At 54.7% G+C, this 11,861-nt stretch carries 9 protein-coding genes; 2 read left to right on the forward strand and 7 right to left on the reverse strand.

Going from position 1 to position 11,861, the window contains the following annotated elements; translation table 11 throughout:
* Positions 1-78 precede the first annotated feature (78 nt).
* The 7 genes from CC94_RS0120000 to CC94_RS0120030 all read right to left on the reverse strand — a co-directional run bounded on the left by CC94_RS0120000 (position 79) and on the right by CC94_RS0120030 (position 9,056).
* Positions 79-1,299 carry a type II secretion system F family protein gene (locus CC94_RS0120000; RefSeq protein ID WP_005372748.1) on the reverse strand — a complete coding sequence of 407 codons (1,221 nt, stop codon included), beginning with the start codon at positions 1,297-1,299 and terminating at the stop codon, positions 79-81.
* A 5-nt stretch (positions 1,300-1,304) separates the two neighbouring features.
* Complete coding sequence (gene pilB, locus CC94_RS0120005; protein ID WP_031431933.1) at positions 1,305-3,017, reverse strand: type IV-A pilus assembly ATPase PilB; 1,713 nt, start codon at positions 3,015-3,017, stop codon at positions 1,305-1,307.
* A gap of 111 nt (positions 3,018-3,128) precedes the next feature.
* On the reverse strand, positions 3,129-5,924 hold the full coding sequence (locus CC94_RS0120010) for a valine--tRNA ligase (protein WP_005372752.1): 2,796 nt from the start codon (positions 5,922-5,924) through the stop codon (positions 3,129-3,131).
* A gap of 90 nt (positions 5,925-6,014) precedes the next feature.
* Positions 6,015-6,500 (reverse strand): PIN domain-containing protein, encoded by a 486-nt coding sequence (locus tag CC94_RS0120015; RefSeq protein ID WP_005372753.1) that lies wholly within the window; start codon positions 6,498-6,500, stop codon positions 6,015-6,017.
* A gap of 3 nt (positions 6,501-6,503) precedes the next feature.
* Positions 6,504-6,827: a hypothetical protein gene (locus CC94_RS0120020; RefSeq protein ID WP_425357669.1), complete on the reverse strand. Its 324-nt coding sequence runs from the start codon at positions 6,825-6,827 to the stop codon at positions 6,504-6,506.
* A 270-nt stretch (positions 6,828-7,097) separates the two neighbouring features.
* Positions 7,098-7,550, reverse strand: a complete 453-nt coding sequence (locus CC94_RS0120025; protein WP_005372757.1) for a DNA polymerase III subunit chi — start codon at positions 7,548-7,550, stop codon at positions 7,098-7,100.
* Positions 7,551-7,568: 18 nt separating this feature from the next.
* A complete protein-coding gene (locus tag CC94_RS0120030; protein ID WP_005372759.1) occupies positions 7,569-9,056 on the reverse strand; it encodes a leucyl aminopeptidase in 1,488 nt (495 codons plus the stop codon).
* A 105-nt stretch (positions 9,057-9,161) separates the two neighbouring features.
* Between CC94_RS0120030 and lptF the strand changes: the two genes are divergently transcribed.
* A complete protein-coding gene (gene lptF / locus CC94_RS0120035; RefSeq protein WP_005372760.1) occupies positions 9,162-10,319 on the forward strand; it encodes an LPS export ABC transporter permease LptF in 1,158 nt (385 codons plus the stop codon).
* Positions 10,316-11,386 carry an LPS export ABC transporter permease LptG gene (lptG, locus tag CC94_RS0120040; protein ID WP_005372762.1) on the forward strand — a complete coding sequence of 357 codons (1,071 nt, stop codon included), beginning with the start codon at positions 10,316-10,318 and terminating at the stop codon, positions 11,384-11,386. The genes lptF and lptG overlap by 4 nt, the downstream gene beginning before the upstream one ends.
* The last annotated feature ends 475 nt before the right edge of the window (positions 11,387-11,861 follow it).

The following is an 11,861-nucleotide window of genomic DNA, read 5'->3' on the forward strand; positions in this document are numbered from 1 at the left end:
AAACTCGTCCTGACAAGGTCGAACCACAGTCGCCTTGCCAGCATTACAAGGCCACACCTTGATTGTCAACATTTCAAATCAACCTACGGCCGCGCCGAGTTTGAAAATAGGCAGATACATCGCGATCAACAGGCTGCCGACCATAATGCCGAGGATAGCCATGATCATCGGTTCCATTAGGCTGCTCAAATTGTCGATCAAATTGTCGACCTCTTCCTCGTAAAAGTCCGCGACCTTGGCGAGCATCGCGTCCATCGAACCGGACTCTTCGCCGATCGCGACCATTTGCTGAACCATATGCGGAAACAGATTACTCTGCTGCATCGCAAACTGCAGCCTTTGCCCGGTGGCGACCTCTTCACGCATCTTCAGGACCACTTCGGCATAGACTATGTTACCACATGCGCCGGCGACCGATTCCAGCGCTTCGACCAGCGGCACCCCGGCCGCCGACATGGTGGATAAGGTTCTGGCAAAACGCGCGATGGAGGATTTATTCAAAATCATCCCCACCACCGGCACCTTCAGCAAGATTCTGTCCAGTGCGTGATTGAACTCATAGGACCGTTTCTTGAAATAAGAAAAGGTATAAACAGCGCCGCCGATCGAGCCGAACAATATCCACCACCAGTCTCTCATCCATTTTGACATGTTGATGAACATTTGCGTAAAAGCCGGCAAATCCGCGCCGAAGCTTTGAAACAACTCTTCGAACACCGGTACGACGAACATCAATAGAATCACGGTCACGATCACGGCGACAATGATTACCGCCACAGGATAGGTTAGCGCTTTTTTGATCTTCTTCTTGATCGACTCGGTCTTTTCCTTATAGGTCGCAATTTTGTCGAGCAAAGCCTCCAAGACCCCTGCCTGTTCGCCCGCCTCGACCAGATTGCAAAACAATTCGTCGAAATAGATCGAATGTTCGCGCAAAGACTGCGCCAGCGTGTTGCCGCCTTCAATACTGGCCTTGATCGACAACAGCATGGTCTGCATGCTCGGATTCTCGTGGCCCTTGCCGATAATATCGAAAGACTGGACCAAAGGAACGCCGGCCTGAAGCATGGTCGCCAGTTGCCGTGCAAAAACCGCGATATCGCCGGCCGTGATTTTCTGGACCTTTTTAAATAAGGGTTTCGGTTTTTTCTTGATTCGGATGACGCGGAATCCCTGCCTTTTCAGGTCGGCTTTGGCGATTGTCTCGCTGAGCGCCGAAATAGGGCGATTCTTGATTTTATTGCCGGCCTTGTCGACTCCGTCCCAGATAAAATCGATTTGTTCAGCTTGTTGTGCCATATCGCTTATTCCTTTGTCACCCTGTCAATTTCTTCAATGCTCGTCACGCCCTGGCGCACCTTGTTCAGGCCGGAGGCGCGCAGATCGTTGATCCCCTCGGCTTTCGCCTGATCGGCCAACTGCATCGCGTTGCCTCCTTCAAGAATGAGCCGGCGCATATCCTCGCTCAGCGTCATCACCTGATAAATGCCGACCCGGCCTTTGTATCCGTTCGTACAATGTTCGCAGCCGACAGACTTGTAAATGCGCAGCTCTTTCAATTCTTCCGGTTTAAAACCGGTCGAAATCAATACACTATCCGGATAGTCGGCGGGTTCCTTGCAATGCTGGCATAAACGGCGCGCCAGACGCTGGGCCATGATCAGATTGATCGACGAGACGATGTTGAAGGCCGGAATGCCCATTTGCATCAGCCGGTTCAAGGTCTGCGGCGCATCGTTCGTATGCAGGGTGGAAAGCACCAAGTGGCCGGTTTGGGCGGCTTTGATCGCAATTTCGGCCGTTTCGAGGTCGCGAATTTCACCGACCATGATCACATCCGGATCCTGCCGTAAAAAAGCGCGCAAGGCGCCGGCGAAGGTCAGGCCGGCCTTCACGTTCATGTTGACCTGATTGATGCCTTCCACGGTGATTTCGACCGGATCTTCGGCCGTCGAGATGTTGCGTTCGATCGTGTTCAGGATATTCAGTCCGGTATAAAGCGATACGGTTTTACCGCTGCCGGTCGGCCCCGTGACCAACACCAAACCATAGGGCCGGTTGATCGCATCCAGAAAAAGTTTCTGTTGGTCAGGCTCGAAACCCAGTTTCTCGATGCCCAATTGCGCGCTGGTCGGATCGAGCAAACGCATGACGACTTTTTCGCCGAACAGGGTTGGGCAGGTATTGACCCGAAAATCCAGCGTACGGTTTTTGGAAACGATCAACTTGATCCGTCCGTCCTGGGGCACCCGGCGTTCGGCGATGTCCAGCCGGGCCATCACCTTGATCCGGGAAATCACTCGGGTGGCGACCGACGATGGGGGACTTGCGACCTCGTGCAGCATGCCATCGGTACGAAAACGGATACGGAAGTTTTTTTCGTAAGGTTCAAAATGGATATCGGAAGCGCCTTTCTTGACCGAGTCGAGCAGGATTTTATTCACGAAGCGGACGATCGGCGCATCGTCCACGTCCGAATTGACTTCATTCTTGGCCGCCTCCTCTTCGGCGCTGGAAACCGCGAGGTTGCCGAGATCTTCGTCGAGTAAGGTCGCGATCGACGCCTCCGGCGCTTCGAGAGCGGCCTCAATCGCCTTGTGCAACTTATCTTCTTCGACAATGATGCATTCGGGATGCAGGCGGGTTTGAAACTTGATTTCGTCGAACGGCTGATGGTTCGTCGGGTCGGCCATTGCGACAAAGATCGTCTTGCCGCGCACGAACAGCGGCAAGATCTGATACTTGACGATCAATTTTTCGTTGATCAATTTGACCGGCAGCGACTTTAAATCGAGCGCATCGAGTTCGAGAAAAGGCACTCCGAACTCGGCCGAAGCGACAGACGCGATCGTTCTGGCGCTAACCAGTTTATTGGCGACAAGATAACTCACCAGAGAAACGTTTTTCTTTACCGCTTCCTGCGAATGAGTCCGTACCTCGTTTTCAGAAAGAAAGCCTTTCTGAATGAGGCACTTGGCAATACCATTAAAAAGAAATTCGGTCGTTGGCGTAGACATCGCTATATTGAGCATCAGATAGAGAGTTCGATACTAAATATAGATGATCGGCCGGCAACTACAAGACGGATCCACAAAAGAAAGCGGATTTATCTCATGCTTCGCCTGCCGTTACAGACTCTGGATTTTTCGGCGCTGCTGTTCGAGATTATCCAGCGACGAACGCAATTCGGCCAGCTTTTGCTCTTCTTTCTTCAGCACTTCGGGCGGCGCCTTGTTCACGAAGTCGGAATTGTTCAATTTGCCTTCGACGCGCGGCAGTTCCTTCCGAATCTTTTGGATTTCCTTGTCCAGGCGGGCCAATTCGGCATCCTTGTCGATCAAGCCCGCCATCGGGATCAGGATTTTCAATGCGCCGACCAGGGCAATCGCCGATTCCGGCGCGGCCTCTTCGTCGGCCAGCCAGGTAGCCGACTCCAGACGGCCCAGCCGGTACAAATACATCCGGCTGCTCTCGAAATAAACACGATCCTTCTCGCTGCCGTTCTGCAGTAATATCGACAGCGGCTTGCCCGGCGCGATATTCATCTCGCCGCGTATCCGGCGCACGCCCAGAATGAAGTTCATCACCCACTCGGTTTCGGCGACCGCCTCCGGATCGTCCAGCGCAGGATCGGCCGCCGGATACGGTTGCAGCATGATCGTTTCGCCCTGAATGCCCGCTAGGGGAGCCACCCGCTGCCAGATTTCCTCGGTGATGAACGGAATGATCGGATGCGCGAGCCGCAGCGCGGTTTCGAGCACAGTCACCAGGGTATTGCGGGTGCCGCGCTGCAAAGCGTCGCCGTCGGCCTGCAGCGAAATTTTCGCAAGTTCCAGATACCAGTCGCAAAACTCGTTCCAGATGAATTCGTAGATCGACTGGGCGGCCAGATCGAAACGGTAATGGTCGATGGCCTGGCGGGTCGAGCCGATCACCTGATTCAACCGCGCCAGGATCCAGCGGTCGACCTGGGTTAAAGTCATAGGCTCACCCGACAGTCCATTATCATGGCCTTCGGTATTCATCAATACATAACGCGCCGCATTCCAGAGCTTGTTGCAGAAGTTCCGGTAGCCTTCGGTGCGCGCCAGATCGAAGCGAATGTCGCGCCCAGTCGAAGCTAATGAGGCAAAGGTGAAGCGCAACGCATCGGTCCCGAACGAGGGTATGCCGTCTGGGAACTGTTTGCGGGTCGCCTGTTCGATTTTTTTCGCCAGATGCGGCTGCATCATCCCCGAAATCCGTTTCGCGACCAGACTTTCGAGGTCGATCCCGTCGATGATGTCGATCGGATCGAGCACGTTGCCTTTCGACTTGGACATTTTCTGGCCTTCCGCATCGCGCACCAGGCCGTGAATGTACACCTCTTTAAACGGCACGTCGCCCTGGAATTTCAGCCCCATCATAATCATCCGGGCCACCCAGAAAAAGATGATGTCGAAGCCGGTCACCAGCACGCTGGTCGGATAATGGCGAGCCAGCTCCGGCGTCCGGTCCGGCCAGCCGAGCGTCGAAAACGGCCACAACGCGGACGAAAACCAGGTGTCGAGCACGTCTTCGTCCTGGCGCAGCGGATAATCCGCCGGCAGGTGGTGACGCTCGCGGACCGCCTGTTCCGAACGGCCGACATAAGTATTGCCGGCCTCGTCGTACCAGGCCGGAATCCGGTGCCCCCACCAGATCTGCCGGGAAATGCACCAATCCTGGATGTTGCGCATCCATTCGAAATAAGTGTTTTTCCAATTGTCCGGCACGAACTTGATGTCGCCGTTCTCGACCGCCTCGATCGCGGGCTTGGCCAGCGGCGCCACCTTCACATACCATTGATCGGTCAGGAACGGTTCGATTACCGCGCCGGTGCGGTCGCCGCGCGGCACCATCAGTTTGTGGTCGGCGATTTTTTCGAGCAGGCCCGCCGCTTCGAGATCGGCGACGATCCGTTTGCGCGCCTCGAAGCGGTCGAGCCCGCGGTATTGTTCCGGAATCAGTTCGTCGTCCGCCACGCTCGCGTCGCGGGTAAAGATGTTGATCAAGCCGCCGTGCGGCAGATCCTGAATCACCGCATTGGCACGGTGCCGAGTCCAGACCTCGTAATCGTTGAAATCATGCGCCGGGGTGATCTTCACGCAGCCGGTGCCGAATTCCGGATCGACGTAATCGTCCGCAATCACCGGAATTTTGCGCCCGGTCAACGGCAGTTCCAGAAACTCGCCGAGCAGGTGCCTGTAGCGCTCGTCGCCGGAATGAATCGCGACCGCCGCGTCGCCGAGCAGGGTTTCGGGCCGCGTGGTCGCGACGATCAGATGCCCCTGCCCGTTCGACAGCGGATAGCGGATGTGCCACATCGAGCCGTTTTCTTCCTCGGACAGCACTTCGAGATCGGAAACCGCGGTATGCAGCACCGGATCCCAGTTGACCAGCCGCTTGCCGCGGTAGATCAGGCCTTCTTCATAGAGGCGGACGAAGACTTCCTGCACCGCGTCGGACATGCCCTTATCCATCGTAAAGCGTTCGCGGCTCCAGTCCACCGACGACCCCATTCGCCTGAGTTGCTTGGTGATCATCCCGCCGGACTCTTCCTTCCATTGCCAGACCCGTTCGACGAATTTCTCGCGCCCGTAATCGTGGCGGGTTTTGCCTTCGGCGTTGCACAGGCGCTCGACGACCATCTGCGTCGCGATCCCGGCATGGTCGGTGCCGACCTGCCACAACGTGCTGTGTCCCTGCATCCGGTGATAGCGGATCAAGGCGTCCATGACCGTATCCTGGAACGCATGCCCCATGTGCAGGCTGCCGGTCACGTTGGGCGGCGGAATCATGATGCAGTAGGAGTCGCCTTCGGCTTTGGCGGCAAAATAGCCGTTTTCTTCCCAGGTGTTGTACCAGCGTTGTTCGATGGCGTGCGGGGCGTATGTTTTATCCATGAAATTATGTGCTTGTTCTAGTTCTTTATTAATTGCTATTGGTTGTAACTTTTGATTTAAGGACGAGGCAATGAAGAAATGATCGCCGTTTCAAGACTCTTCAGTTCTGTCGCCCAGAATTTTTATCTGAATTTGATTGAGTATATTTGAGGACACATAGAAGCCATGTTGCTGTATCAACAGATTTATTTTTTGCCAAACCTGGTCTGCGGATAACAAACTGCGTTTTTCAAATAGAAGCAGAAGGCCCAGCGTACCGATAACATTAAGCGCTAAACGTTGCGCTTTTCGTCTTGCCAGCAAATCATCCAGAACCACAAAATCGGCGGATAATTCTTTAGCTAGAACCATTGCTTCCAACTCCCCTTGATGTAATTGCCCAAGCGCGCCTTGAACATACGCAGCGCCAATGTCGGACAAAGGGCGTACTTTTATAAAATATGGCAAAGTGTAATCGCACAGTTCGTCAATCACCGCTTTTGGCGCAAAGATATCATCAACGCAATCTTGCAATAAGCCAAGACTCTCAATTTTACCGAGAAAAATGATAGGACTGGTATTGAGTACGATTTTCACGACTCAGAGGTTTTCTATTGTGCGCAAATCTTCCAAAACGCATTCATCCGCAATGATATACCCTTGTTCAAAGTGTTCGGATAAACGGGTTTTAAACGCCTCAAAGTCCAACCCCGCCATATGCGCGGCACTCGCAAAGCTGATTTTCCGAGCGTGATACAAGCTGGCGGCCAGGAAAAATTCCAGCGCATGACTTCCCAAGGGCTGTAGTATCTCGTCAAATTCGGGTTGAAGTTGTACTTGCATAAAATTCTCTGCGTAAAATATTTTGGCAACAGGGTCTTTGCCGGAGAACAGTAGCATGGATGTTTCTGGACGGATAAGCATGAATTTCAATTTTTTGCTGTTGCCGCCTTTATTCTTGTTTTCGCTATCGGCTCAATGGAAGGGTACAGTTGATAGAAGCCGCTTGATCTAAAACAATCGACCAGGACATCAAATAACTGGGTATCAGATAATGTGGTTTTAAACCGGTCCAACAGAGTTGGATTTTCTTCATTGGTAAAAAAATCAACTCTGTCGAGTTTTCAATCCTACCTAGTTTGAGTATGACAGCAGCAATAATCCTGAGCTTTAATTCACGGGTTCACCGTGATTTTATTCCAAGAGCTTACCTTTTTGATCTAGTTTATGCTTTTTAATAGCTATGCCCAACTGCTGATAACGGCGATAACGAAGCCTTCCTGCTGTCAGCGTTGCTTCATCGTCATGTAAGACTTCCAGAATACGCTCGGCTTGTTCGATATTGGAAGGGCATTGGCAGGACAAGTTTACGATCACCTTTCGCCAGGATTCCGGCGGCTCCGAGGCGCCGATCAAAATGACGTGCTCTAAGGGCGGAAGGGATTCCGTATAGAGTTGATGGGGAATGAAACTGCCGCGCCGGAAAGTCCAGAGCAAATCGTCGAGCTTTCGGGCCTGCTCGTCGGTATCGGCCAGCACATAGCAAAAGCTGCCGCTCCGGTAAGCCTTTTCGACGAGTTTGCAGACGAACAGCAGCCGCTGCTGTTCGTCTTCGGAAGCCAGGACATAGAACGCAACCTCGGGCATCGATCCTGAAACGGCGGCTTAAGCCTTTTGGCTGCGGTTGATCAGGTACTGGCACAACAGCGGCACCGGGCGGCCGGTCGCGCCTTTGTTGGAGCCGGTGCGCCAGGCGGTGCCGGCGATATCCAGATGCGCCCAGCGGAAGTTTTCGGCAAAGCGAGCCAGGAAGCAGGCGGCGGTAATCGTGCCCGCGTCCTTGCCGCCGACGTTGGCCATGTCCGCAAAAGGCGATTTCAGCTGCTCCTGGTACTCTTCCCAGAGCGGCAAGCGCCAGACGCTGTCGACCGCGGTTTCGCTCGCCGCGACGAGATCGTTGCACAGGGCGTCGTCATTGCCGAGCAAGCCGCTCGGTACGCGGCCCAGCGCAACCAGGCAGGCGCCGGTCAGGGTCGCCATGTCGATCACCACGTCGGGATTGTAGCGCTCGGCATAGGTCAGCGTATCGCAAAGGATCAGGCGCCCTTCCGCGTCGGTATTGAGGATTTCGATCGTCTTGCCGGACATACTGGTCACGATGTCGCCCGGCTTGTTCGCATCGCCGTCGGGCAGATTTTCGGAAGACGGCACCAGGCCGATCACGTTCAGCGGCAAATTCATTTCGGCGACGGCCTGCAGTACGCCCAGCACGGTCGCGCCGCCGCACATGTCGTATTTCATTTCGTCCATACCCTGCGCCGGCTTCAGCGAAATGCCGCCCGCATCGAAGGTCAGGCCTTTGCCGATCAGTACGATCGGCTTGTCGTTGCGCTCGCCGCCCTGATAGTCGAGTGCGATCAGTTTCGCCGGCTGGCGGCTGCCGCGCGAAACGGACAGCAAGGACCCCATGCCGAGCGCCGCCATTTCGGCTTCTTCGAGAATGTTCACGGTCAATTTATCGAAGCGCCCCAGCTCCAAAGCCTGTTCGGCCAGATAGGAAGGAGTGCAGATGTTGCCGGGCAAATCGCCGAGCGTCTTGGTCAACGCCATCGCCGCCGCGATCGCCTTGCCCTGCGCGAGCCCCTTCTCTACAACTGCCCGCTCGCTTTCCGGCGCGCCGATCGCAACGCTTTGCAGTTTGGAATCGGGCTCCTTTTCCGCTTTCAACTGAGTAAACTGGTAAACCGCATCATTGAAGACTTCCACGATCTGGCGAGTTTTCCAGGCCGAATCGGCGTCTTTGACCTCCGCCTCGCCGAGGCAGCAGACGGCCGACCTCACGATCGTCTTTTTGAGGCTATTGATGGAAGCAGCCAAAGCCTTACGGTACGTTTTGGCGTTCAGAGCATCCTTTTTCCCGAGCCCGACCAGCAGCGCGCGCTCGATGCCGCCCTCGGGCAGCGCATTGACCAGCACCGTTTCGCCGTTCTTGCCGCTCAAATCGCCGCGTTCGACGATTTTCTTGACAAGCCCCCGGGTCAGCCCGTCGAGTGCCGCCGCGGCAGGCGTCAGCGGGCCTTCCTGGTAAATGCCGACGATGATGCAATCAGATTGCAGTTTTTCTATGGGCGCACTTTCTATAAAATAATCCATTGCTTTTTACTTTCTGTCTAATCGCTCTCGGTAGATTCATCCGCACCGGAAATTAGGCCGGGCGAATGAACAATTTGCGGCGATTATACACCACTTGTTACGAATATGATTGAGGAGACGCGCTTGGAGGCAAACTGGCCGCAAGGCACTTATGCGGCAAAAAGGCCGCTGTTCGGCGTCCTGGATAGGATGATCGCGTCGGACCTTTTCAAAACGATGCTGTCGGTCTGGTCGGTCATCGTGGTGATCATCGTCAGCCGCAAATTCATCAAAGTGCTCGACCAGGCCATCGCGGGAGAGATATCGAACGATGTGCTGCTGACGATTCTCGGCCTCAGGACGATCATCGCCGGAGTCACGTTTTTACCGGCCGCCACTTTCATGGCAGTGCTGATGGTGCTGGGGCGCATGTACCGCGACCAGGAAATGTCGGCGCTCCAATCCGCAGGGGCCGGGGCGGGCGCGATTTACCGGTCGGTTTTTCAGTTCGTGGTCCCGCTGAGCCTCGCGGCGGCCGGTCTGTCGCTTTATGTCGCGCCGTGGGCGGAAGCCACGACGGAACAGCTGATCAGCAAGGACAGGCAATCTGCGGACATTCGAGGCATCGCTCCCGGCAAATTCAGTGAATACAGCGGCGGCGATCTGGTATTTTACGTCGAAGATATCGGCAAGGATAAAACCATGCACAAGGTTTTTGTGCAGCATCGGCAAAAAAGAGGCGCCCTCGCCATTGTCAATGCCGAAACCGGCCGCCTGCAAGATCTGCCGGACGGCCGTTATATCGTGCTGCGGCAGGGGGAGCGGATTCAGGGTCGACCCGGCGAACTGGATTATGTGATCGAAGAATTTGACGAGTATGCGGTCCGGATCGACAGCAAGGAAGCTTTCGTGCGCGAACTGCGGGAAGCGGTGCCCAGCGAACGCTTGTGGAACTCGGACAACCCGCCTGAAATCGCCGAGCTGCAGCGGCGTCTGGGGATTCCGTTCGGCGCCCTGCTCCTGAGCTTCATTGCGGTGCCGCTGGCACAGTTGTCTCCCCGCGGCGGCGTTTACGGCAATGTCCTGACCGGTTTCCTGATTTTTTTCATTTACGGTAATCTCGAACGCGTCAGCCAGGGGTGGGTCGCAAAAGCGGTCATGCCCCCCTGGCTCGGCCCGGTCAGCGTATATGGTTTGCTGCTCACGATCGGCCTGGTCTATCTCGCCCGCTTCTTCGGCTGGAAATGGTTAATGCTTAAAATCAAGGCATCGGGAACCCAATGAATGTATTAACCCGCTATCTGGTCAAGGAAATCCTGAAAGGCTCGCTGATTTCGATCCTGTTCCTGTTGACCCTGTTCAACCTGTTCACTTTTACCGACGAGATGAAGGATCTGGGCAAAGGCAGCTACGGGCTCAAAGAAATCGCCCTGTACCTGGCTTTGACTTCGCCGCGCGTATTCTATGAACTGGTGCCCGCCTCGGCCCTGCTCGGCAGCCTGTTCATCCTCGGCGCGATGGCCAATAACCGGGAGCTGACCGCCATGCAGGCGGCCGGCCTGTCGGTCCCCGGCATCATTCGCGGGGTGATGGCCGCCGGCGCAGTGCTGGTAATCGTTTCGATCGGCGTCGGCGAATACGTCGCGCCGGTTGCCGAACGCCAGGCACAGCTGATCAAATCGGTCGCCAAGCACGATACGGTTCAAACCCATACATTGTACGGAATCTGGCTGCGCGAAAAAAACAAGTTCATCAATGTAAGAAAAATCGAGGACAACGGCGACCTGGCCAACATCAGCATTTACGAACTGGATAACAATCGGCGCTTGCAAAGCGCCCTGCATGCCGACCGCGCCCGTTTTTTAGGGAAGGAGCAATGGCAGCTGCAGCAAATCAGGCAGTCGGACATTTCCAAAGAAAAGATGCGGGCCGCGGCTTTCCCGGAACAGCGAATGAATTCTTCGATCGCGCCGGAGATTCTGGACATTACCGTGGTCAGCCCGGACAACCTATCGGTTCTCGAACTGGCCAGATATGTCGATTTTCTGAAGCGAAACCATCAAAAATCCCAAGTCTTCGAACTGGCCTTGTGGAGCCGTCTGGTCAATCCCTTCGTGACTTTCGTGATGCTAATGATTTCGGCGCCTTTCGTAATCGGCGTCAGGCGCGGGATCAGCGTCGGCGCGCGGATGATCATCGGCGTGGTGATCGGATTGGGATTCAATATTATCGATAAAATCATCGGGCATTTAGGACTCATATACGAACTGAACGCACCGCTGACCGCCCTGCTTCCGAGCCTGCTCACCTTCCTGGCGGCTTATTGGGCATTACGCCGCAGTTACGCCTGAGGGTTGGCCGGTGTATCCAACCGGGAATAATCGATATATTCCGCCTTGATCCTTCGAGGCGGAGCCGTACCCTCATCCCGTCAAGGAAATACGAGCGCTTCACACGCTTTGATTCTCCAAATTCAGCCAAGGATGTGGCTAAAAACAACCTCGGCATGCCGCCGGATGATCCCGCCGCGATGCGCGTCATCGGACACCGCGTAGGGCGACAACGGGGTAAAGGCGTGCTTTACAGTTGTAGGGTACGCTGTGCGTACCATGGGATGAAAAGGTCATAGGCGCCAACCTGAAATATAAAATATTGAAAATAAAAGGCATTTCACCTTAAAGTTTTACTTTGATTTTCCGTTCAAAAAACCATAACATATTAAAAATTAATGATTTTTATTGGAATTTGCTAATTTTTAAGTTAGTGCCTATGGGTGAAAAGGTACGCGCAGCGTACCCTACGGCGGCTCTTTGGAGTGTGATCCAA

It is taken from the genome of Methylomicrobium agile (assembly GCF_000733855.1).
Taxonomy (GTDB): Bacteria; Pseudomonadota; Gammaproteobacteria; order Methylococcales; family Methylomonadaceae; genus Methylomicrobium; species Methylomicrobium agile.